This window comes from Microcoleus sp. D3_18a_C4 (genome assembly GCF_036702415.1).
Classification (GTDB): Bacteria; Cyanobacteriota; Cyanobacteriia; order Cyanobacteriales; family Microcoleaceae; genus Microcoleus.
Genome location: NZ_JAUBTI010000004.1, coordinates 28624 through 52553 on the forward strand (window position 1 = coordinate 28624; position 23930 = coordinate 52553).

The 23930-nt window shown below is 44.6% G+C and carries 23 protein-coding genes and 1 pseudogene; 17 read left to right on the plus strand and 7 right to left on the minus strand.

The features are described from left to right. Positions 1-77 precede the first annotated feature (77 nt). Complete coding sequence (locus tag QUB16_RS03215) at positions 78-440, plus strand: hypothetical protein (RefSeq protein ID WP_333313972.1); 363 nt, start codon at positions 78-80, stop codon at positions 438-440. A 107-nt stretch (positions 441-547) separates the two neighbouring features. On the opposite strand, the gene QUB16_RS03220 is transcribed toward QUB16_RS03215, so the two are convergent. Continuing rightward, positions 548-1762: a hypothetical protein gene (locus QUB16_RS03220; RefSeq protein WP_333313973.1), complete on the minus strand. Its 1215-nt coding sequence runs from the start codon at positions 1760-1762 to the stop codon at positions 548-550. Positions 1763-2052: 290 nt separating this feature from the next. Between QUB16_RS03220 and QUB16_RS03225 the strand changes: the two genes are divergently transcribed. The 4 genes from QUB16_RS03225 (at position 2053) to QUB16_RS03240 (ending at position 5156) form a co-directional block, all read left to right on the plus strand. After that, complete coding sequence (locus tag QUB16_RS03225) at positions 2053-2316, plus strand: hypothetical protein (protein ID WP_333313974.1); 264 nt, start codon at positions 2053-2055, stop codon at positions 2314-2316. Between the two features lie 295 nt (positions 2317-2611). Further along, on the plus strand, positions 2612-3796 hold the full coding sequence (locus tag QUB16_RS03230; protein WP_333313976.1) for a hypothetical protein: 1185 nt from the start codon (positions 2612-2614) through the stop codon (positions 3794-3796). 544 nt (positions 3797-4340) lie between these two features. Next, complete coding sequence (locus QUB16_RS03235; RefSeq protein WP_333313978.1) at positions 4341-4706, plus strand: DUF4087 domain-containing protein; 366 nt, start codon at positions 4341-4343, stop codon at positions 4704-4706. A 54-nt stretch (positions 4707-4760) separates the two neighbouring features. Next, entirely contained in the window at positions 4761-5156 is a 396-nt protein-coding gene (locus tag QUB16_RS03240) for a nuclease A inhibitor family protein (RefSeq protein ID WP_333313979.1), read from the plus strand. A 189-nt stretch (positions 5157-5345) separates the two neighbouring features. On the opposite strand, the gene QUB16_RS03245 is transcribed toward QUB16_RS03240, so the two are convergent. Then, a complete protein-coding gene (locus QUB16_RS03245) occupies positions 5346-5891 on the minus strand; it encodes an ImmA/IrrE family metallo-endopeptidase (protein WP_333313981.1) in 546 nt (181 codons plus the stop codon). Positions 5892-6062: 171 nt separating this feature from the next. Beyond that, positions 6063-6440, minus strand: coding sequence for a helix-turn-helix transcriptional regulator (locus QUB16_RS03250; protein WP_333313982.1), 378 nt, complete (start codon positions 6438-6440; stop codon positions 6063-6065). A gap of 151 nt (positions 6441-6591) precedes the next feature. Between QUB16_RS03250 and QUB16_RS03255 the strand changes: the two genes are divergently transcribed. From QUB16_RS03255 to QUB16_RS03270, 4 genes are read left to right on the plus strand one after another with little or no spacing between them, the layout of a single operon-like run. Continuing rightward, complete coding sequence (locus QUB16_RS03255; protein WP_333313983.1) at positions 6592-6918, plus strand: multiubiquitin domain-containing protein; 327 nt, start codon at positions 6592-6594, stop codon at positions 6916-6918. 3 nt (positions 6919-6921) lie between these two features. After that, the gene (locus QUB16_RS03260; protein WP_333313985.1) at positions 6922-7323 is read left to right on the plus strand and encodes an E2/UBC family protein; all 402 of its coding nucleotides are present in this window, start codon (positions 6922-6924) and stop codon (positions 7321-7323) included. Positions 7324-7326: 3 nt separating this feature from the next. Further along, positions 7327-8730: a ThiF family adenylyltransferase gene (locus tag QUB16_RS03265; RefSeq protein ID WP_333313986.1), complete on the plus strand. Its 1404-nt coding sequence runs from the start codon at positions 7327-7329 to the stop codon at positions 8728-8730. Further along, on the plus strand, positions 8727-9083 hold the full coding sequence (locus QUB16_RS03270) for a DUF6527 family protein (protein WP_333313988.1): 357 nt from the start codon (positions 8727-8729) through the stop codon (positions 9081-9083). Before QUB16_RS03265 ends, QUB16_RS03270 begins: the two co-directional genes overlap by 4 nt. Before the next feature lie 250 nt (positions 9084-9333). Here QUB16_RS03270 and QUB16_RS33460 read toward each other — a convergent pair. From QUB16_RS33460 to QUB16_RS03280, 3 genes and pseudogenes are all read right to left on the minus strand, one after another. Next, a pseudogene (locus QUB16_RS33460) lies at positions 9334-9609 on the minus strand (transposase); the annotation flags it as partial. 43 nt (positions 9610-9652) lie between these two features. Next, on the minus strand, positions 9653-10294 hold the full coding sequence (locus QUB16_RS03275; RefSeq protein ID WP_333313990.1) for an IS630 family transposase: 642 nt from the start codon (positions 10292-10294) through the stop codon (positions 9653-9655). A gap of 447 nt (positions 10295-10741) precedes the next feature. Then, on the minus strand, positions 10742-11647 hold the full coding sequence (locus tag QUB16_RS03280; RefSeq protein WP_333313991.1) for a DNA/RNA non-specific endonuclease: 906 nt from the start codon (positions 11645-11647) through the stop codon (positions 10742-10744). Between the two features lie 320 nt (positions 11648-11967). On the opposite strand from QUB16_RS03280, the gene QUB16_RS03285 reads away from it, so the two are divergent. The 8 genes from QUB16_RS03285 (at position 11968) to QUB16_RS03320 (ending at position 22417) form a co-directional block, all read left to right on the plus strand. Next, the gene (locus tag QUB16_RS03285) at positions 11968-12603 is read left to right on the plus strand and encodes an AAA family ATPase (RefSeq protein ID WP_333313993.1); all 636 of its coding nucleotides are present in this window, start codon (positions 11968-11970) and stop codon (positions 12601-12603) included. Then, positions 12600-12980, plus strand: coding sequence for a hypothetical protein (locus QUB16_RS03290; RefSeq protein WP_333313995.1), 381 nt, complete (start codon positions 12600-12602; stop codon positions 12978-12980). Before QUB16_RS03285 ends, QUB16_RS03290 begins: the two co-directional genes overlap by 4 nt. A gap of 860 nt (positions 12981-13840) precedes the next feature. Further along, positions 13841-14785 (plus strand): DUF4007 family protein, encoded by a 945-nt coding sequence (locus tag QUB16_RS03295; RefSeq protein ID WP_333313997.1) that lies wholly within the window; start codon positions 13841-13843, stop codon positions 14783-14785. Continuing rightward, entirely contained in the window at positions 14782-18309 is a 3528-nt protein-coding gene (locus QUB16_RS03300) for a hypothetical protein (RefSeq protein ID WP_333313998.1), read from the plus strand. The genes QUB16_RS03295 and QUB16_RS03300 overlap by 4 nt, the downstream gene beginning before the upstream one ends. Before the next feature lie 149 nt (positions 18310-18458). Next, entirely contained in the window at positions 18459-18656 is a 198-nt protein-coding gene (locus QUB16_RS33465; RefSeq protein WP_445251092.1) for a hypothetical protein, read from the plus strand. A gap of 119 nt (positions 18657-18775) precedes the next feature. Further along, entirely contained in the window at positions 18776-18982 is a 207-nt protein-coding gene (locus QUB16_RS03310; RefSeq protein WP_333314000.1) for a hypothetical protein, read from the plus strand. A 263-nt stretch (positions 18983-19245) separates the two neighbouring features. Further along, positions 19246-20052, plus strand: a complete 807-nt coding sequence (locus tag QUB16_RS03315) for a phosphoadenosine phosphosulfate reductase family protein (RefSeq protein WP_333314001.1) — start codon at positions 19246-19248, stop codon at positions 20050-20052. Positions 20053-20134: 82 nt separating this feature from the next. After that, entirely contained in the window at positions 20135-22417 is a 2283-nt protein-coding gene (locus QUB16_RS03320) for a DUF262 domain-containing HNH endonuclease family protein (RefSeq protein WP_333314003.1), read from the plus strand. A gap of 39 nt (positions 22418-22456) precedes the next feature. Here the strand turns inward: QUB16_RS03320 and brxL are convergent, their stop codons facing one another. Then, complete coding sequence (brxL, locus tag QUB16_RS03325) at positions 22457-23872, minus strand: BREX system Lon protease-like protein BrxL (protein ID WP_333314004.1); 1416 nt, start codon at positions 23870-23872, stop codon at positions 22457-22459. Positions 23873-23930 lie beyond the last annotated feature (58 nt).

Below are 23930 nucleotides of genomic sequence, written 5' to 3' on the forward strand. Positions count from 1 at the left end.
TTACAACCATAGTTAAGGTTGATCTCTGAATTGCTGCGCGGTTGCATACTAAAAGGTATACGCATCTCCACCGACCAATGAAAAAATATCTCAACCTTGCCACCGCCCTCATCGCATCACTCAAGCCCAAATCCAAAACACCCATAATCGACACCTACGGTCAATCTACGCTTAACCAAGACGAGCAGCAAGCTCTCATGGAATGGCTCTTTGCTAGTTTGATGGGTGCTAGGTACTTCAGTAAAGCTCACCTCATCTGGGATGACGGCCAGGATAGAGAGCGGGAGATTTTTACGGCATTAATGAGAAACGAGCCGATATTCCTGTATCGCCAAGGAGCGCGACCTTCACCAACGGTTGAAGGATATGTTTGGCAGTTGATTGGCGAACATCCGAGTTTGCGGGTGTATGAGTTGGAGATGGAGGCTGAAGGAGATTGAGGACGATCGATGATTTTGATAAAAGAGTTATCAATAAAGAATAAAGGGTATTTCAGGACAGCAAAACTTTTCACTTAGCTAGCTGTCCCTACTTCTCAAACAGACTGTTAGGCGACACTAATTGTTTGACCGTTAGTTAGACTGCTGAAGTCATAGGTTGTGCTACCAGCTATGAGTTCTTCAAACTCAGAAGTTTTCATAGTGCCATTACTACTTCTAAAACCTACCGTTGTCCCCAATATTTCAACGGTATAGCTGCCTGATGTTAATTCCAGTGAGTCTCGATCTTTCCCGCCATAGAATGTAGCAGAACCAGAACCCCTGATATAGTCTGTACCTTTCCCTAAAAATATGTTGCCCAAGCTAGAAAAGCCGCTATCAGTAATGATGGAGTCCGCGCCCTTACCAGTATTAATAATACCCTCGTTGGCGATAGTCGCGCCAAAGCGAAAATCAGTCCTAATGCCAAGAATTATATCATCGCCATCCCCAGTATTGATGGTGCCGGTATTGGAGATGGCGAGACTGTAAGTGCTAGTGCCAGTGATTATATCGTTGCCATCTCCGGTATTGATGGTGGAGGAATTGGCAATGGCATCGCCCTGAGTTGAAATGCCAGTGATTGTGTCGTTACCCTCGCCGGTGTTGAGAAAAGAGGAGTAGAGAACCGTGCCAGAATACCCACCAGTGCCAGTGATTACGTCATCCCCTTCCCCAGTATCAATGATGGAACCATTGATGGAACCAAAACGTAAGCCCATGTATTCGCCAGTACCCGCGATCGTGTCGTTACCGTTGCCAGTCTTTATGATGATCGGGCTTTGCAAGTTGGGGTTGCTTGAGTTATGCTCGATTCCTACGCTCAAAAAACCCTGGGCAATGCCCGTGATTATGTCGTCACCACCACCTGTATCAATGGTGCCTCCTTCGTTGAAAATCCCATTACTATCACGATCGCTCGACCTGTATTTTCCTTGGTAACGGATGCCAAGGATTAAATCGTTACCCTCACCCGTATTGAGTGTGCCAATGTTGTGGATGCCGCTGATTTTGTACTCGTAAGTGTCAGGGATTAAGTCGTCGTAGTCTGTAGCAGTAATGATTAAATCGTTACCATCACTGGTATTGAATGTGCCACTGTTGTAGAAACCGCTGATCCTTGTCTGAGTGTTGTTGATACTGTTCTCACTGTTACCAAGAGTTAAGTCCTTGCCAGTAAGAGTATTAGCGAAGCCATTATTAAGTATTTCTTCTTCCCCAGATACGCCGACGACCAAATCACCCTTTTCGGGAAAGGTTATACCTGAAAATTCGATTGCCATAAGAAGACCTCGGACTTAAAATTAAAATCAAAACATATTATATGTCACCATTATAGAGCAATGGCCCGGACAGTTTTATATAGCCCAATGGCTTATTCTTGAGGACTTTGAGCCACTGAAGTGCTTAGTATTAACCAAATTCAGCGCCTACGCCAAGTAAAACATCTACCATATTGCTAGGAGTTGGCGAGAACTGACTTAAAAAAGCTTTCAGTTGTGACCACTATAATTCTATCCGATTAAAGTCTAGAGAATAGGACAATAAGTTGAGGATACGCTTAGCCGATCGATTGAATCAAGTTCAACCACCGTTCGCTTGTGGCCAGGCCGATTATCAATTGATTTCGACTGCACCTTTGCCTAAATTGGGTACTAAAAACTGTTCAATTAAAACTTCAAATTCCTTGCCATCGAGCGACCCTGCAAGCGTGATTAATCCTATTACTTTTTTAAAACTGATTCCTCCGAAAACTGTGATTGATGTACTTGCGACACACATAGCAGGTTTGATGCTCTGTTGGGGCGGGCAATTTGTTCAAATGCTGTTAAATTGAAGCCTAATAAACTCTTACTTCAGATTCAAGACTCTTGTCTCTAGTTGAATGTGCCTTTTTTATTTCACTGCTAAAAAGCTCCATTGTCATAATAGTTGTCAATTATTAGTTTTTTAGGCACGGAAACCTCTAAAAGCAAGCTGTCTCATCAAAAGCAAGCTGTCTCATCAAAATAGCTTTGGCTATGTTAAGAAATAAAACACTAGACAAGAGAATCTTGTAACCCGTGATACAGATATATGCAGTAACATTTAATCTTCTTTTTTGATTTGTTTCTTACTAGCGAGGTTTTCCTATGGCGATCGAACTTTCAAGTCTAAATTTTACTGACCAGGCTGATGTTGTCTCCGCGTCGGGAGTGGATGAAATAGTCAATACTGGCATTGCTAATACTCTTGCTGGCAAGGACATCATCACGGGAACTAGCACTAGCCTTGACAGTGAGGGACTTGGTATCAGCGGCTTCTATAACATCGGCACGGTTAATACTTCAGATGATAACGATACAATCACTGGCACCAGTGATTATGGTATCGGGATCTCGAACTACCTCGGCACCATCAATACTGGAAATGGCAAGGACATAATTACGGGTACTAGCAAAACTTTCGGCATTTTGAATCAGTCCGGCACCATCGATACTGGAGATGACAACGACATAATAACTGGCATTAGTACCGACTCCGGTGGCATTGCCAACCAGGGGTCTATAAAGACCAGCGATGGCAATGACATAATCAAGGGTACAACCAGCAATGGTAGCGGTATCGAAAACTCTCTCAACAGCAGTATTGATACTGGTGAGGGTAACGACATAATAACTGCCACTGGCAATTATTATATCCTCTACAACAACGGCAGCATTAATACTGGTAATGGTAATGACTCCATTATTGCTGAGGAAAATGGCAATTTGCCCCTATATAACAGCGTCAACGGCGGTACAATTGATACTGGTACTGGTAACGACTCCATCCTTTTACAGGGAGGACTTTACAATTCGGGCGGGGTATTTTTAGGAGAGGGTAACGATTCCCTTGCTTTCACTCCCTCTAAATTCTTTCCTAGCCGTGCCCTTGACAACTACAACGTCATTGATACTGGGGATGGTAACGACATAATCACTAGCACTGGTGTCATTTACAATGAGGGTGGTTTTAGTGACGGCGTTATTAATACGGGTAATGGTAAAGACTCCATTATTGCCGAGGGAGGCTTTGAGGGTACTGGCAACGTGTTTTTAGGAGATGGTAAAGACTATCTCAAGGGTTTCGGTAGCGGAAACTTTGATGGCGGAAACGGTAAAGACGCACTGGAATTAACGTCAGGAAGTTATACCGTTGGAATATCCGCAACCGGGCTAAACTTCACCAAGGATAGCATTATCATGACTACCTCTGGCTTTGAAGAACTCATAGCTGGTAACAGAAATTATGACTTCAACCGTCTAACCAACGGTCAAACAATTGTTGTCGCCTAGCAGTTTATTTGAGAAGTGGGGACAGCTAGCTAACAGAAAAGCTTGCTGTCCTAAAACACCATTTCTTGTCTCTTACATGAGTGACGCTCAAATATGTGACTGGTCATGCGCCCATAGGATTTCTCAGAATGGGTGGAGATACAAAGAAAATCACGAGGTTGTATTCTTGACCGATCGCCTCTCAACACCAAAACTCAGCCAGCGCCATCACCGCAGGCAGTTTCACGAGTTTCAGGACTTCGAGAGCGATCACCTCCAAGCCCGCTGTCCCAACGTGACCTTTGTACGCTCTGGTTCATTGTCCACTAGCATCGCCTCAAGCTGATGAAGTCGTGCAGTATGCTTGAGTAACTGTGAGGAAATTAGGGTGCTATTCTACTCTTACCTTCGCCAATCCTCCATCCACAAGCAGCAGTTCTGGGGACTCCAACTTTTCTCGGAGTCAAACAAGTAGGGATTGCGGTATTGGGCTGTTGCTTCACCTGCATCAATCAGTGCTCATGAATTTGCTATAACTGAGTAAAAATTAACTAAACTTAAATTTATGAATAAAAACTTGTTTATATCCGTTATTATTTCATCTTTTTTTATCGTTGCCCTTCCTGCTAAAGCAGTTGAAACTAGGTGCGGATGGTTGCACAATCCCACGCCTCGAAATTGGTATTTAATAGACAAAGATGGTAGTTGGATTATCTCGCGGCAAGGGGGATATGAAGCTAAAGGAATAGATAATGTTCCTACCTATAACGAGAAAGAGTACGTCAAAACGAATGGTTATTATGGATATGGTTGTGCTTGTATGGATGTGGTGACAGATAGCGCTCGATCGAGAATTAGCGAAATTCGGGGTGGCGAATCATTACCGCTCTCAACCTGTCGCGAAGATCCTAATGTGCCAAAAAGTCCTTAGTATCAGCCAACACCAACTGTACAATTACAGTAAAGCTGAGGAACCACCGCAACCATGACCGACTCGATTGCCACCCAACTCCAACAAGCTTCCGAGGGCTTACTCTTCGCAAGCGAAACCGATGCTCCCTTCGAGGTCATTCATTGGCCGGCACAGGGAGAACTTACTCCGACGAAGCTGCTGCAACTTACCGAACATTCACCCGACATTCCAGTAGAAATAGTGAGTGTGGACGAGTTTTTTGATACCCCCACTGCTGAAGAAGATTGGCACGATGAAGAGGAAGAGGAAACGGCGAAGCGCTTTCAGAACTTGGTGAGCATCCTAAAGCAGAACCTCTCGCAGTTGCAGGTTTACCGAGTTGGTAGCATTGAGATTGATGTCTACATCGTCGGGGTGACGGACGGTCGCGAATTGGCGGGGCTGTCTACGAAAGTGGTAGAGACTTAGCAAGCTTTCCTTCCTTCAGTTAGCGTGTTTGCCAAAATCAAAGCCAATTTAGTTGGTTACACATATAAGCTGTAAGGATATAGCTAAAAACTTAAAACTTAAAATTGAAAAAAGAAAGAAAGATTTTTTCCTTTTTCCTCTTTCCTTCTCCAGCTCGTACCGCGATCATTTGGATGGACTTGATATTGCTTATCCAAGCTTAACTCCTGTCACTTTCTCACGAAAGGTTACAAGATCAACACTGACTCCACAATAATGCGCTAATTTCTCCCTTGCAGTCAAATTGCTTTGAGCGTGTTGAAGCAGCTTCATAGGAACCAGTGCAGCAGCCCCTACTCCATAAGCTTGAGTTTCCTGTGATTTCTTGCAGCTTCGCATGGCTGTTCTGTTCTTAAAAACAATAAGGCTGCTGGGTGTATGACCGAGGAAGACATGAGCGAGTTCCTCCATTAAAGTGGCTCGTTTTCTGGTTTCAGAGTGATTGGGATTGAGGACAACAATAGTTTTACCGTTAGGCAATAGAAGAGTACCCCCTGACCAACTGTCTGAGTCTTGGACGAGAAGCTGATCGAGGAGACAGGGAGCGAGTTCTAAAATGTCTAACGGTGAGACAACTCTCACTTCCATCGTCTGAGCTAGTTTATAAGGATTTAAAGCTGCCGTTGGTTCCAGACTCAGGCGACAGCGCAATTCTTGCCCGCGTCTCTCAATCCAGTCCAAGAAGTGTTTGCTCACAAATAGAAGCCCCTCTGACTGTTTATCTGGCGTTACATTGCTTTCTCTCCGAGTTGGACTTCTCATCGGCTTGGTGATGAGACACTGCACTAGAAGCTAGCTAACCACTATATATAGCATAACAGAGAATTTAAAGACCATATATAGTGGTTAGCTAGCTTAAGCACGTGGCTACTGAGTGAATTGCTCGTAGAGGATACGAAACATTTCAGCCAAAGCCTCAGCCGTTTTTGGAGAGAGGCGCTTATCTGCTCGAAGATGAACTTCCACCACCTCGGGTGTAGTTAATTCCGGCCCCTCTTCATTACCTTCTTGGTTTTGCTCCAGTAGTAGAAATCCAACAGACACCTCAAGCCAGTGCGCCAGCTTAGCCAGAGTATCTGCATCCGGCAGAGAGGATGAGGCACCCCGTTCTAACCTGGACAAAGTAGACGGGCTTAGCCCGCATTCCGAAGCTGCGGCTCTCAGCCCCAGTTTTTTTTCTCTCCTTTTTGCCTTAACTAGAGCGCTGATACGGGCTAAGGCTGATTCATAGGTCATTCTCAGCATCCTAAAGCTTCCGTAGTAAAAGTGTACCCCAACCTTGTTGCATCAGTAGCACAGTGTCAGAGTTACCACAATTGCTCTTTCTCTGTGCTAGCCTAGATACTGTGCCAGTGATAATACGGTTCAATACTTAAAACAGCAGTCAGGAGGTTTTATGGAAAAAAGCGTCACCGACAAACAAGATTTTTCTGACGAAATTATCGACGTTGAAGAATATGCCAAAGCTGGCAAGAAACTTCCGCTCCAATGCCATGCTTACCGCATCCGAATTGACAAGCAAAAGTATGTTGTCACCCGCCCAGCCCTGACAGGTCGCGAACTGTTGGAACTAGCCGGGAAAAACCCGCCAGAGCAATATCGAATTGACCAAAAGCTCTGCGGTGGCAAAACTGTCAAAATTGGTTTAGATGAGAAAGCCGACTTTACAGCACCGGGCGTTGAACGCTTTATGACCCTACCCCTCGATCAAACGGAGGGTTAACAGATGCGTAGACAATTTCACCTCCCATCTGACGATGAGGAGTACCTAAATGCTTGCGGATTTTCTTGGGAGACTGTTATCGACAACCAAGTTCAGAGAGTTGTTATTCGCAGTTTCCCCGTCCCGTCTGGATACAACCATAGTGCTGTCGATCTCAATATTCACATTCAATCGGGGTACCCAGATGCACAAATAGACATGGCGTACTTTTACCCTCCAGTGGCTCGTAACGATGGGCGACCTATCAACAACGTGCATATTACTGACAATTTTGATGGTAAGCAGTGGCAGGGATGGTCTCGACATCGGACACCAGTCCACCCTTGGCGTCCGGGGATTGATTGTATTGGGACGCACTTAGCACTTGTTGAGGAGTGGCTGAAAAAAGAACTAACTAAGAGCTAAATCATGAAAACATCTCTAAGTTTGACGGCCGCCCAAATGGAGCAACTAAAAGCGCATTTGTTCCCTGGTGACGGTCAAGAAGCAGTTGCTATCGCGCTTTGCGGTCGTGTTGCTGGAAATGGCACGCATCGCTTGTTAATCCACAAAATTGTGCCAGTCCCTTACGAATACTGTTCCCTTCGTACTCCTGACAGGGTGAGTTGGTCAACTGATATCCTGATACCGCTTCTTTGCGAAGCTGCCAAGCGTGACATGGGAATTGTCAAAATTCACGGACACCCTGAGAATTTTCCTCACCATTCTGACATTGACGACGAGGCTGACCGCCAGCTTTTCCCGTCCATCTACGGCTGGATGGAAGACGACTGCCCTCACGCCAGTGCCATCATGCTGCCATCAGGACGTATCGTTGGTCGAACCGTTAGCCCTTCTGGGGAATTTGAACCTTTGTTCGCCGTTAAAGTTGTTGGTGATGATCTGTCATTTTGGTATGCCGCAGACAGCTCCGAACAGGTGCCGGAATTTGCGCGTCGAACTGCACAAGCTTTTGGTGAAGCTACTTTTGCACAGCTCAGAAGATTAAAAATTGCGGTTGTTGGATGTTCTGGTACCGGCTCGTGGGTAATCGAACAACTCGGACGATATGGAGTTGGTGCCTTGGTACTCGTTGACCCTGACCGAGTTGAGGAAAAAAACCTCAACCGCATTGCGGGTGCAACTATGCGAGATACACAATGCCTTGCCCTTAAGGTTGATGTAGCCCGACGCAACATCGAACGCATGGGGCTAGGGACTGAAGTCATAACTTTCCCAGAAAGCCTTTTCAATCCAAAAGTTGTCAAGGCGATCGCCGACTGCGATGTTGTCTTTGGCTGCATGGACAGCATCGACGGTCGGTGGCTGTTAAACCGTTTGGCTACATTTTACGTGCTTCCCTACTTCGATGTAGGCGTGAAGCTCGTTGCCGATGGTAAAGGGGGAATTGAGCAGATTTGCGGGGGCGTGCAATATCTCCAGCCGGGAAGATCGAGTCTTTGGGGTCGGGGAATGTTCTCTCTAGAGCAAGTGCGGGCTGCTGGTATGAAAAGGACAAATCCATTGCAGTACGAACAGCAGAAAAAGTTAAATTACATCGTCGGGCTGCCAGACGATAACCGTCCTGCCGTCATCAGCGTCAATATGAACTGTGCATCGTTGGCGGTACTGGAATTGCTGGCGCGATTGCATCCTTACAGAGATGAGCCGAATTCTGAGTATGCGTCTTATACGATCAGCTTCAGCCAAGCTCGAATTTGCTCAGACCGAGAGCAAGAATCTTGCCCCAGTTTGGTTAAAAACGTGGGGAGGGGTAACGTTATGCCGCTCCTCGACAATCCCGAATTGAGCGAAGTAGAGGTGGGAGTATGAAGCAGTTCCGGTACTTTTTGCGAACGCTCAAGCGGCGGCTGTTCGGGCAACCGATTCCAAAAAGAACCGTCATGGTTGAGGAATTGCCAGACCGTTTGCACCCAAACTGCGTCTATATAGCGGGGGAAGGGAATTATCTTTGGTATGCGGCCATGCTTTGCCCTTGTGGTTGTTCTGCAACGCTGCACATGAGTTTGATGCCAGAAGGTCGGCCTATGTGGCATCTGAAAGAACATAATGACGGTACTATTACACTTCACCCTTCAGTTTGGCGAAAAAAGGAGTGCCAGAGCCATTTCTTTTTGCGTCGCGGATTGATTGAATGGTGCAATTATCGCTCAGAATTGCCTTAAAAGATAGCTCACCTCAGCTTTATCTCTTACACCTACCTGTTTAGTTCGCGATTTTCTAAATCTGTATTAAATTGGGCAATTAAAAAAAACTAGACGATACTTGAGAAAGCTTACGCTTTGCCATTACAACATAAATAGTAATACCAATTCACTATGAACCTGCACTTAATATAGCTTCAAGGATATAGTCCCAACCACAGAGAGATAAAACTTCTTCATTCGTGAGAGATTTGATAATTATATCTACCTGTTATTTGAGTTTATCTAAACTCGAATAGTTTTCCCACTTGAGGTCTTTTTTTGTATGTTCCCACAATCTTTCAATCGGATTCAATTCAGGACTATAGGCAGGTAAATATATTGGCATTACATGGTCATGCCAATCTAATAACAGAGCTTTATGAAAGCTACCATTATCCATGATAATTAGATTGAAATACTCTGAGTATTTTTGAGAAAATCCATTTAAAAAGTCTTGAAAGCAGTTGTGATTGAGTTGAGAAAATTCTTGATAATATTGTTCACCTGTTGATGGCTCTACAACTCCATAAACATAGAAGTTTCCTCGCTTAAGAGAGCTTTTTGCCGACGGGTTTTATCCCCTTCAATGTAATCATCCTGCCCTGCATAGTAATCAATCCAAATCTACTCTCGTCCTGACACCATATCCTTACAGGCTGTCCTGTTCCGAAATATTTAATCATTACTTTGATAATCTCCCACAGTTTTTTTTTGAAGTTTGTCTGTGCAACTTCGTTCACCTTATTGCTTTGGGGTCTTGGCACTTTGAGGTAAGCTTTTAATTTATAATGAACTAGGTCATGTACGACTTTATAGCTCACTTTGATCCCGCATTCTTTTTCGAGCCATATCTGTAATTTGCCATAACTTGTTTCCCCCTCTGGTTCTTGCAGTTTTTTGATTAGTTTTTCTCTCACGGAGGGTGGTATATGTGGAGTCTTCCCGGGAGCTTTTTTAACTGTGAGTAATGAGGTAATTCCACCTTGTTTGTAAGCTCTTAACCAACGATATATTGTTGATTCGTCTCGCTTCAGCATCGTGGCTAATTCTTCTCTTGTTTTGATTCTTTTGGTGGCAATCCAGTATAATAGCAGTAATTTTTCTTTACTTACGGAGGTTATAGCCCGTTGGAGTCGATGCTCTAGTTCCTCAACTGTTTCCTGGATTTCTACCTTAAATTTGTTGGCCATATTGCATTTCCTCTACTTTTAGCCTACATTTAGTGTACCTTCATAGTGAATTGGTATAAAACAATTATGCACTCAGATCATCAAACATTTGTTACAGCAATTCACTCTAAGAAAAAGCTAAAACTTACATTTTTCAGCAAACAGGATAGAGGACAGCTAATTAGAATGTGCGCTCCGATGGACTTTGGACCAAGCCGTCGCGCTAAAGACAATTTAGAGCGCTACCATTTTTGGGATTATGAAAGCGACACGCGGAACCATGTACTTAGCTTACTTCCAGAGCAGATTATTCAGATGCAATCTACCGAAGAGTCTTTTGACCCCATCGAATTTATTACATGGGATGTAAAGCAATCGCCCTGGTTTCTACAGCGTAATTGGGGAGTGCTTAGCTGAGACACTTTGACCGCTAAAAAATTCAATAAGCATTCGTTTATCGAGCAATCCTTATTGGCTGTCCACTTTGCTCTCAATCACCTGCTGAACCTGTAAGGGTACGTTCGACAAGAAATTCAGCCCCGTTTCGCGCTCAACTCTTGCCACGGAAACTCGAAAGCTTTTCCATCCCCTGCCCTTGACGCTGGCATCGTTGGGCATCATTACAGCGATCGTCCTGGTGTTTGCCGTAATTCCCTGCATCCCCAACCCTTGTCTGTCGAGTACCGCGATAACTTTCCAATTCTTTGCCGGCACTGCAATCTTCTCCTTTCTGCCAATGCTGCCTTTCCTTCCCACGGGCCCGGCTACGATGTAAAGTTCCTTCCCCTGCTGCACCAAATCTCGGCAGTAATCTTCCAGATCACTCCACAAACCTCGGTTGAGTTCTGGCACTTGAGGCATCATGTTGGTCATCAGGAATGTGCTGCTGTTATCGGCTTCGTTGCGGGTGCGATCGGCACTGGGTGTAATGTGTCCCCGGTCATAGCCACTTCCCGTGTAATCTGTTGGTCGCACTTTGTACCAAGTCGCGGGGAGGGAATCGTCAGGGCGGAAGTTGTCTTGGCGATCGGCTGCTCCAATCCAAGATTTATTGAGCTGCCATGAAACCCAGTTGGCGGCCTTTGTTTTGCTGTTGTAAGAGAGCACGTACTGCGGTTTCACCATCAAGTAGTTGTCAATGCTGGCAACACTGGGAGCTGCATTGCTGGGATTGCCCAGAAGTAAGTTGCGGTTATTTATGCCTGAGCTGATGGGTTCTCTGGTGCTTGGTTTGGGCGTTGGACGTTGAACCCTCGGTTTCTCGCGACCAATTTGAGGAAGTCGAGACGGTGGCGATGGCTCAGTCAAGTTGCAGCCACTAAGAATCCCTACCAACATCAGAGCGATCGTCCATCCCCGATAACCTTGCCTCATTGTCGCTACTCCTGCACTTGCTCGTCTTCCCTACTCTGCAAGCTTACAACGTCGTGCCACAGGTGCTTCTCACTCATTACCAATTACTCTTGTTTATTTACTTCAGTAATGCAGTAATGCAGTAATGCAGTAAGTAATTAAATAGCAAGCTAGCAGGTTGGAGAAACACGGCTACCTAGAAGGAGTTGATTGGCTCCCATAGCAATGCAACCCTGTTTTAGCAGCCGATGCCCAAACAAATGCTATATTGCTGTATTAATAAGTATTTCAGTAATGCAGTAATGCAGTAAATAATGCAGTAAGTAGTTAGGGTAGCAATTGTGGCTTTCGTAAATCAGAAAGGCGGATGTGCCAAAAGCACGACAGCCGTACATTACGCCCATTGGCTCGTGCAGCAGGGCAAGCAAGTGTTGATAGTGGATGCCGATGCTCAGCGCTCTAGTTCCCAGTGGTGCAGCAGAATGGAGCCGAGCATCCCCACTCAGGTACTTCAAAGCCCGGATGACCTCTTAGACCAGTTGACTGACTTAGCTGCTACCGTTGACTACCTGGTAGTGGATGGCCCTGCTGGTTTGAGTGAAGCAACCAGGGCAATCTTGATGAGAGCTGACTTAGCGGTGGTGCCAGTTCAACCGAGCGGTATCGACGTACAATCAGCCGCCGATGCGGTGAGACTCATCAAACAAGCTCAATCAGTAAGACAGGGCCCGCCCCAAGCAGTAATGTTTTTGAGTCGGGCAGTGAAGGGGACAAAGCTCAAAACTGAAGCAATGGAGTTGTTAGGAAAACTTACACCCACCATCAAAGTGCTCAAATCAGTCGTTCACCAAAAACAAGTGATTGCTGATTCCTCGGGTCAAGCAGCTACTGTGTGGGATTTGGGCGGTCAACCTGCCAAAGATTCTGGTAAAGAGTACAGCCGACTGTTTAAGGAAATCATGGGAGTGTTGAAATGAGTACCAAGAAACGCAAACCACTTGGTAGCGCGATGGAAGAATTTGTTTTCGGTACAAACAACGAAGCTGCATCACCAACACCACCAGAGCTTGTATCGCCAGCAGTAACGCTCGCAGCATCGCTAACACCAGAAGCTGCATTGCCCGCAACACCACCGCAGCCGGAAGCATTGGCACCAGAACCTGTACCTATTCAATCAAAGGAGCCTAGCCTTATGAGTAAACTGCAAGCACCCGATAAAGAAGCTACGGTCAGGTTTACTGTGGATATGTCCGAAACTCTGCACCGTAAACTGTCGATGTTGGCGGCAAAGACAGGGCGCAAGAAAGTGGATATTGTGCGGATGCTGTTGGAAGAGGGATTAAGGGAGGTCTAGGGGTAGGATTCTCTGGATATTGTGCGATCGCTGTACTCGGAGGGTGGCGATCGCTTTTTCATCCTACCGGAACTTAACCAACAAGTTTTAAGCCTAACAAAACTTCAATTGGTTTTATATGCAGTTTGGACTGCTATATTTAGTTACAGCTATCCACAAATTTCTACGTAGCTGTAGGAAGTCCGAATCATAATTATTCAGACCACAATCAGGATTTTTTGGAGATTGCTTTAAAGGCAAATCCACCAAAACTTCAAGCCAAATTAAATGCAATTCACCTTCAAAAGCACCTCAAATGTAAGTTTACTTAATAATTGTCTCCTCCACCCTTCACAAGTCAAACATTATATCTGCTTGATGCAAGTCCCTCAAAAGAAACTACACACCACCCAAAACGGCTGCCAAACTTATCTCTTTTCCTGATTGACCGACGGAATGTGGGTAGTAACGCCTTGCCGTGCGGAAAATCAAAGTGTATTGATTACGAGGGTGCAGGAATGGTTTAATTTTCCTGCCTGAGAAGGAGCCCAGCCCCATAAAGCAGAGACAGCACCTCGAATTTGAGCTGTTTCGACATTAAAATACTTTTGAATCTGCTTGAAGCTGCGATGACCTGATATCATCTAGCTCAGCCGTTAGGCTATAAAAGGACTATTGATCAGCGTTAGGTCGTTAGCCTGAATCTGCTGGGGTGGAAGCACTCTCAATGTCCATGAAACCGTAGACTGTCCCCAAAATTGTATCGGCTGAGTCAAGGTGAATGTGTTTCTATCCTAATTTTGGTGTATGTTTTAGTCTATATCTACAACAAAACTGGTGACAGAAAACGCTCGCGAGTACCAACCTAAGCAGACATCACAGTGAAACAGCCTGACCAAGACATATTTAGTGCCCTAAATCCAACGTATAGTGAGAATCCGGTCTTTGCCAGACACGAGACTTTTCATCCTCGGTTTGGCTGGCTTAAAAAGGGTTTTGATGCAGCCAAACAAAATTCAGAAGTATTCTTGCGGGAAGATGCCCCTGTACGGCTAGGTGTTGGAAAAAACATGGTGAATGCCATTCGCTACTGGTGCAATGCCTTCAAAATATTAGTAGATAATGCCTCCTCAGAGAATGGCGATCGCCTCTTAAAAGATGATGGTTGGGACCCCTTCAGTGAAGACCCTGCAACGCTATGGTTACTGCACTGGAACCTACTCAAACCGCCCTGTTTGGCAACAGCTTGGCATTTTACGTTCAACGTTTTTCGGGCAGTGGAATTTTCCCAAGACGAATTATTCAATGCTTTATGTGATTACAGAGATAGTGTGGCTCCTCGCATCGCCGAGTCCTCCCTGAAAAAGGATGTCACCTGTATTTTGCGAATGTATGTGGAACAAAAAACTCCCAAAACCAGTGTAAGTGAGGACAGCCTGGATTGTCCCTTTACCGAACTGGACATCATTCACACAGCCGGAGACTCCAGACACTACACATTCCGAGTTGGTCCCAAGAGGAATTTACCAGCAGAGATAGTCGTTTCAGCCTGCTTAGAATATGCTAGCTGGGTTGGTCGCGGGTCAAGGACTATAGCAATCTCTCGCCTCCTCTACGATATAGGCAGCCCTGGTATGGCATTTAAGCTTTCCCAGAGTGCTATCTGCGACGCAATTGAACAGGTGGCAAGACAGTGGGACTTAATCACATTGTCTGAATCGGCTGGTTTAATTCAATTTTCCTTTACGGACGATCCAGAGAAGCTAGCTCTTGATATCCTAGACAAGTATTACAAAGGGAGACGATACGCGAGACTAAAACGATGAATAAACCGTTATCTCAATACTTCAGTCTCAATCGTCGCTACTCTCGTTCCATCAACATCGAGCGGGATTTAGAAAAAATCGACGCTTTGCTGGGATATATCCCAACTGAGAGGTCAGTCAATGCCCTCAAACGTATCTTAGGTGGATTAACTGAAAAGCAATCCAGGAGCGCTTGGACTTTAACTAGCGTCTACGGTACGGGAAAATCTGCCTTTGCCCATTTTTTGGCATCTCTGTGTGCTCCCCAAAGCAGTCAGATGCGCCAAAAGGCGCTAGAAATTGCATCAGAACCATTAGGATTGGATAGTTCTGAGTACCTCGCTCTTACAGAGAAGATACCGAGCGGGGGGTTGTTTCGAGCAGCAGCTACAGCACAGCGGGAACCGCTGTCGCATACGATTGTGCGTGCTTTAGAACAAGGAGCAAACGTTTTTTGGTCACCTCAAGATCGAAATAAGTTAGACGTAGCTAAAAAACTGGTAGATATTGCAGGACTTGTTGCAACAGGAGGGACAGTAGACAGTCGGAAAATCCTCAACTTAGTGCAGGAAGTAGTCGCATCTGCGAAAACAGATATGCTGCTAATTATTGACGAACTGGGCAAAAATTTAGAATTTGCTGTCCAAAACCAAGGCGCTGAAGACTTATATCTGTTGCAGCAACTCGCTGAACTGTCAAGAAAGAACGGTTATCAGATTTATATAATAGGTCTGTTGCACCAAGCATTTACCGATTATGGCGAAAGATTAGCCTCTGTACAGCGCAACGAATGGGCGAAGATTGAGGGAAGATTTGAGCATATATCGTTTAATGATTCTCCAGCACAGATGATGCGATTGATTGGTCAAGCAATCAATCGCTCTAATGCAGAAGCAATTCTCTCTGCCATCAATAGCCAAGCAGCAGAATGGTTGGAGGATTTGCCAAGTGATATCAAGGATGATTTTACACTCAACTTGCTGGATGAGGTCTACCCGTTGCATCCCATCGTAGCGTTGGTGTTGCCAATTCTCTGCACTCGCTATGCCCAAAATGACCGATCGTTATTTACATTTCTCACTAGCGCTGAACCCTATTCTTTTAGGAATTTTTTAGAAGAAACTGCGGTTGTAGATTGCTTGCCCGAAAGGGGAAAAGAGTCTCTGCCGACGCTGAAGTTGGATAGAGTCTACGACTATTTCATCGAAGCGGTGGGGATGGGTTTAGCTTCACGACCCAATCTCCAGCGGTGGGTAGAAATTCAGAATTTAATTGACGATGCTAAACGTAAAGATACTGATAGTCTGCGAGTTTTAAAAGCGATTGGGATTTTAAACCTCGTGACTACTACAGGTGCGGTGATGGCAACTCGTACTTTGGTGTCGCTAGCGATGTGCGACAGTCCTTCGGAGACTAACTTGGGTTACTGGCAACAAGTAATTGAAAATCTTATACAGAAGGGTATTGTCAATCATCGGCGACAACAGGACGAGCTGCGGATTTGGGAAGGGTCGGACTTTAATGTCGATATTGAACTAACAAAATATCTCGAACAAGAGCGCTCTCCCTTAGTCAATCTTCTTTCTGCCATCCGTCCCCTCACACCCTTGGTTGCTCAGCGTCACAGCTATAAAACAGGTACCCTGCGTTACTTTGAGCGCAGGTATCTTGATGGTTTAGAAGACTTAAAAAAACTGCGCTGTGCCAGCAATGGCGGCGATGGTTTGGTGGGGTATTGGGTGGATGAAGCTAGCCCAACTGACGTACCATCAACTGCGGCTGATGGGACTCCGCTGATTGTGTTGCGTGCTGCAAAACTAGATTTACTGCGAAGCAGAGCGAGGGAATTTGCAGCGCTGAAAAAAATTCAAACCAGTGCCCCTGAGTTGCAAACTGATGGGGTAGCAAGGAAAGAAGTTCGATATCGGTTGGTTCAAGCAGAACAATTGTTAGATGAAACACTCTCACAAGCTTTTGATGTGGCCGATCCAAAGAGCTGCTGTTGGATACAGGGAAAACAAGAAACAATCAGCCACGTTACAGCTTTAAACGGTAAGCTTTCGGATGTCTGCGATCAGGTTTATAGTCAAGGTATTATCCTGTGGAATGAGTTAATTAATCGCCGTGAATTAACTTCTCAAGGTACTAAAGCCAGACGGGAATTGATTGAAGCAATGCTTGAAACGAGCGAGGAAGAACGACTGGGTTTGCAGGGATATGGCCCTGAAATCAGTATGTATTTTTCTGTACTGGAGAAGACAGGTATTCACAGGTCGGAAGATGGAGACTGGGGATTTTTTCCACCTCATGAAGACTCCGGTATGTTGACTGGATGGCAGGTAATTGAGGAGTTCTGTCTTTTTGCCAAGGACAAACAGCAGACTTTAGACAATCTTTATAAGCAATTGGAAGCACCGCCAGTTGGAGTCAAACAGGGTGTAATTCCGGTGCTGCTAGTGGCTGTTTTGTTGTACCACATTGACGATGTTGGCGTATACAAAGACGGCACGTTTATCCCGGTTTTGGGAGCCGAACATTTTGAGTTGTTGGTTAAAGACCATTCCCGGTTTGCAGTTAAATATTTTGAAGTGGTGGGAGTGCGATCACAAGTCTTCAAAGAACTGGAAGCGATATTGCGATCGCCCAACTCTCAAATGCCACCGGGAATTAGAAATACCACCCTGCTGACGGTAGTTAGACCGTTGTTCCAGTTTGTTAAAAAGCTGCCCGCTTACACTAAGAAAACTAAACGCCTCAGTTCGGAAGCACTAGCTGTTTTGCAAACCTTACAGCAGGCACCCGAACCAGATGAACTCCTATTTACAGCCTTACCCCAAGCCTGCAAGTTGCCGCCTATTGGTACTGATAAGGCTGACGATGGCACAACAGCTAAAACCCTACGCAAAAAGTTGGTTCAAGCGCTCCGCGAGATTCAGACAGCCTATGATGAATTATTGAGAGAATGTCAAAACCTTCTCCACGATGCGTTCGCTGTTCGCAGCAGCGAAGCAAAGCTGCGGGAAGATTTACGGGTTCGTTCCTCTCATCTAATGGGACAATCTATTGAAAGAACTCTTCATAGTTTCACAGTAGCAGCAGCAGATGAAACCGCAGCGGATAAGGAGTGGTTAGAAGCTCTAGTGATGATTGTAGCTGATAAACCCGCTGAGTCTTGGACAGATGAGGATGTTACTAAGTTTGCGATTAATTTGAGTGGCATTTCCAGGCGCTTCAAAAACTTGGAAGCTTTACAGAAGGAGGTTGTTGCCAAAGGTGCGGGTTTTGATGCCCGTAGAATTACAGTCACTCGTCCTGATGGTCAAGAAATTCATCAGATGGTTGGAATTGACCGCGATTGCCAAGACCAAGTTGACCATTTAGTTAAGGATATTCTTGCAAAACTGCCTGACAACTCTCAAATACGGCAAGCTGTAGTTGCCAAGCTGGCGGAAGAAATTTTAGGTGTAGTGTCTCAGGAGAATGTTGCTCAGATTCGGGGAAAACATAAAAATCGAGAGTCTGGGCAAGAAACAAGCCATGCCTAATTTGTCATATGCTATTAGTCCATGAGTTTTGTTCCCCGCTTCTCATACAATCATGAACTAATGAGGCATTTGAGAGTCATCGAGAGTGCGCGTGCTGTCATCGAGGTCTTATCTCTGCCACTTGATACGACACCTGCCTCTTTCTCAGCATCCACCCATTTAATGACGGGAACGGTCGCAGGGGACGGCTGTTGGCTACTGCTGAAGTGTGCCGTTTCGGCTACCGAATGCGGGAGCTTTTCTCCTTTGACAAGTATTTTAATGCCGATCGCGGCTGCTACTACCGTTCTTTGCATATGAGGCATGAGGCTACGGATGAATTTTTACGAAGGTCGCCACCATCCTGATCACACACCCTGGCTGCTTTACTTCGTGGAGACGATGGCACGTGCGACCGATGAACTGGCAAGCTAAACCTAAGTCTCTTTATCAAGGCGCTTCTCCTGATGCCCAACCCTAGGAAGAATTGCTACGTCTCTCTCAACAACTCCTCACGCGACTTTTGGCAAGAGTTTTGGATGGAGTCGAAAACCCCTGTGTTATCGGCATTTCAGATGTTGCGTCCTGGTTGGGGGTTTCGGACAAGACGACCCGCGAATGGCTGCAAGAATGGACTGCTGGTGGTTTGATCTATCCGGTTTGGGTGGGTTCTGGGGCAAGAGTCCGCAATTAGACACTGGTGGAGGAGTGGAGTTCTGCTTGCTTCAAAATAAGGGAATCGCTTTCGGAAAATAGCGGAACTTAATTCGGGCATTGAGCCAATTATTCCGAGGTTTGTTACGAATTTACAATGCTTTTAGCTGTTATAACTCTAAAAATAACGGAAGTAGGTTCTGAAAAATAACGCCTATTTAGCCAATGGTTGGCGGTGAGATCGCTTGATGCGGGTTCTGGAGGGTATTGCTTTGATGCTCTCAGTGCGTCAAAATCAAGAGTATGAGTGAAAAACCAGTGAGACATATTTTGGGCCTATCGGGAGGCAAGGACAGCACAGCCTTGGCGGTTTTGCTGCACAAAGAAATTCCACAGATGGAATATTTCTTCTGCGACACGCACAAAGAACTGCCAGAAACCTACGAATATCTCGATCGGATCAAGGCGCGTCTTGGCATCAAAATCCATTACCTCGCAGCAGAGCGGGGGTTCGATCATTGGCTTGATGTCTATGGAGGGACACTTCCTTCACCCAATATGCGCTGGTGTACGGTGCAAATGAAGATTAAGCCTCTGGAGCAATTTGTAGGTAATGATGAAGCCATCAGCTATGTTGGCATCCGGGCAGACGAAAATCGTGATGGGTATATATCCACTAAGAAAAATATCAAACCTGTCTTTCCATTTAAGGAACGAGGGTTGGTTAAAGCAGATATCATTGGTTTACTTGAAGATACCGGAATTGGACTGCCAGACTACTACCGCTGGCGGAGCAGATCTGGTTGTTTTTTCTGTTTCTTCCAGCGTAAATATGAATGGGTGATGTTGGCAGAAGAACATCCAGATAAATTTGCTGAGGCACTTAAGTATGAGCAGGAACACAAGGATGGCAGACAATACACATGGAATGAAGGCGAGACATTACTGGAACTACTTGAGCGTAAAGATGAGATTATTGCTCAACATGAGAGATCAATTGCTAGGAAACAAAAAGAATCAGCCTGGAAGAAGCAGTCTCTTGCTCAGGTACTAGATTCAGTTTTGGATGAGGAAGATGATGCTCTACCTTGCTTGGCTTGTCATTTATAAACTATCAATTCGTTAACAACTAATTTGTAAATTATCTTAAGAATTATCAAGGACACGGATTAAATTTCTAGAGGAAGCAAACATGAGCGTCGATATATCCCAGGCTTTTATCACTTCAAGCGAAACGATATCTGATTTCTTTCAGCGTCCAGGAGTTGGATACTATATTCCCTTGTATCAGCGACCCTATAGCTGGGATACAGAAAATATCGATCAGTTAATGTCTGATATCTGCCGTGGAGTTGATGTTCTTCTCAGCAATGACAAGAATATACATTTTCTCGGAACAGTTATTATTGTTAAAGAATCTAATCCTTTTGTTAATATTAATCCCCAAGATCGGAAAGCATTACCACCTACAATTTACAACGTAATTGATGGGCAACAGAGAATATCAACAATTACTTTGCTAGCTTGTCTGCTTTACCAACGATTAGAACAAATCCGTGAGAAATTGCCTAACGATAGCAATACTGATGGTTTAAAGGAAGCCATTGATAGCTATTTAGCAACTCTTTGGGAAATCTTTTCGGTTGACCTGCGACGAGGTTCACCCCATCGAAAGCCAATAATCATTCGTGGCGCAGTCGATGGATGGACTTTTGAGGGAGATGACAAAAACAACTACAAATCTCAAGTTTCGTATTTTCTAGCATCTTTTATCCGCGCTATTACAGAGAAATCAGGATTCCCACAGCTTCCGCCAACAGGTTCCTCATTCGCAAAAAACATCAGGAAAATGAACTCATGGCTGAAAGATATCGAAAAAGCCTACGAACCAGATTCAGAGGATGAAGAATTTCCTCCCGCTTGGGAAATACTAACCAAAATGTCTCAAGTAGACTTATGGAGCTACGAACGACCAGAATTGATATCTATAGTTGAGCATCGTAGTAACCCTATCTCTACTCTTGAAAAGCAAGTATGTTCTCTCGTACAGCTTTTTGCCTTTTGTCATTACCTGCTTCAACGCTCCTGTTTTACATTGAATGAGCCAGTTTCAGAGGATTGGGCGTTTGATATGTTTCAATCACTCAATGCTACAGGAACACCCCTAACGGCACTTGAAACCTTCAAGCCATTAGTGGTCAATTTTGTTAGCTCAAATAGTGCAGCCTTCAAAGACTCAAAATCTGAAGATTATTTCGAGCAAGTGGACGAACTGCTAAGTTCTGCCCGCAGCGCTTCCAGTAAAAATAAGCTTACAAACGACTATCTCACCCTATTTGCCTTGACACATGATGGCACAAAACTACCTACCCAGTTTAGCGCACAGAGAAAATGGTTAACTGAAAGGTACAACGGATGTAAATCTATGGCAGAGCGAGAAGAGTTCATCCGCAGGATGGGCGACCTCGCTACATATTTAGTGAAAGCAGTCAATTTCGAGCCGCATCAACTTGCTGCTATACCTAAAACAGAGAAAGTATCCGAGCCACATAGAAAACAGGCAGCCCTCTGTATCTTGTACCTTAAGGATGCAGGACACAAAATGGCAAACGCAATCGTGAGTCGCTTCTACGCTCTTGTTATACGCGAAGAGCCTAATGCAGATAACGAGTTCGTTTATGCTTGTAAAGCTGTTGCAGCTTTCTTCACGCTTTGGCGGTCAGCGTTGCCGAACACAGGTCTTGATGACGTATATAGAAAGTTGCTTCGCGAGCAAATGTCATGGGAAAAAGGTAATACGGCGCTGACGGTCACTAATCTCAAGGCCTACTTCAGGAACATCCTTAACGATAAAGGAATAGGGAATCAAAATGACTGGAAGAATAAGGCAACACAGTATCTAAAATACGATAATGCAAAAACAGTTTGCAGATTTGCACTCTTTGTCACAGCACACGACACAATTTCAGATCCAACACATCCAGGTCTGATGAAAATTGGCACATCTGGCTCATCTCCATCATATTTAGAACCGAATCAATGGATCTCTAGCGATTTCAAGAGTATTGAACACGTAGCACCTCAAAAACCAGAACTATTATCAGGAAATGATTGGGACACTGCTCTATATGGAAACAATGATGACTATGAGCAAATTGGCAACCTAACCCTACTTCCTGGAGAAATTAATAGTTCAGCAGGCAATAAACGGTTGATAGAAAAATGGATTTACTATCGGCATTTAGCGGAAACAGATCCTAATAATTTGATCGCTTTAAAGCAGGAAGCCGAAAAAAATGGAGTGCATTTGAAAAAAAACACAATTGAGTTGTTAAAAAATACATCCCACAAACATCACATTTTGCCTATTGTTCAACTAGGAGCAACAGGGCGATGGGATAAGTCTTTTGTAGACAAGAGAACTGAGCGTATCTGTGACATTCTTTGGGAGCGTCTCCATGCTTGGCTGACTTAATTGTAAATAAATATCAGACAAAGAGGAGTGTCAGTTGAATTACGCTACTTCTATCATAATTCGCTTATACTCAGGATCTAATTCAGCAAGTTGATCGCGGACCGTTTGCCGCAGAGAAGCCGCTGGCCGTAAACAAAATTCCACTAACTCATCGTGACTTAACTGCAAGTCGGGGAATAAAAGCTTAAGATAACCAGCAGCTAATCGCTCAATGGCATTACGATCGCGCACATCTTTTGTTCCCAAAATTTGCCCATAAGTCGTCACATATTCAGTATAACCGGCCCGGTCGCGCAGACCGTGAAGAACTTCCCCTAAAAAATCCGCCTTAAATCCAATATGATTAGAAATTGCTGTGTCTTGAATTCTGGGCAACTTCCAACCCGGTAGGATACCGTGAATGCGATCGATAAAAGCAGTCTCCCGCAAAAAATCAGGCAAATTCAAAAAAAGATTGCTGAACTTGGGCTGTCCATCAGCATCTAATGGAATATTAGCCAACATAACAATACCTGCCGTAGCAGAAGATTGCTGCTTACCTCCCCGTGAAAAACGTCCCGATTCTAAATAATCTTTAAGCACACCAATAATCTCACCAGGATTATCAAAAGAAAGCGTTTGCGCCTCGTCAAAAACCACTACATTAAATTGTGTCAACAGGCCTGATTGATTAGTAGCATTATTGTGAAATAACACCGCTGCCGTAACTTTACCCCCTGATATTAAACGCACATAACGCGATAGATTTAGGTAGACAAAAGATTTGCCAGTACCCTTCGGAGCTAACTCAATTAAATTGACACGCTCTTGAACAATAGGAATCAAGCGCGTAATCAATAGCATTTGCTGTTCAGGCGAATAAAAATTAGGATTGTAACCCATACTACTTACTAGCAAATCCCGCCACTCATTCAAAGTAAAATGCTTGCGCTGCTCGCAAAAAAGCTCTAAATCAATAGTAGCAGTTTGCATCGGACGAAAATCAACCATGTGAATTCGACCCGGCAGGCGCATAACTTCATCAGGCGGCTGATATTCTAGTTTTCCTACACCCCAAACACCGCTTCCCAACAACAGCGGATAGGTTTCAATAATGTGAGATGTAACTCCAGCCTTTTTTTCATCTAAGCAAGGTATTTTTAAAATTAAATCGTTAGTTTGCAAGTTAACTTCGACACTGTACTCATCCAGAATTAAAAGTGAATTCCCTTGCTGTAATTGGGATTTTAGGCGCTCTTTTTGGTCTTTCGATGGCAGATGTTTGTTAATAAAATCCTGCATCTGCTGACGGGCTGAGTCATCTAGATTACCGTCTGAAACATGGCGGGATACAATCCACTCAGTGACATACGCAGGAATACTGCGTAAGCCCAGCCCAGCTTTGCGTACCAAGCTTTTATTTACACATACTTCGCTGTAGTAGTGGAGTCCGATATCTTCAAATGTCAGTGTCATTGTTACTCCCAAAAAAAACTAATAAATATAAGCCAATAATTTAGTTTCTAAACTATTA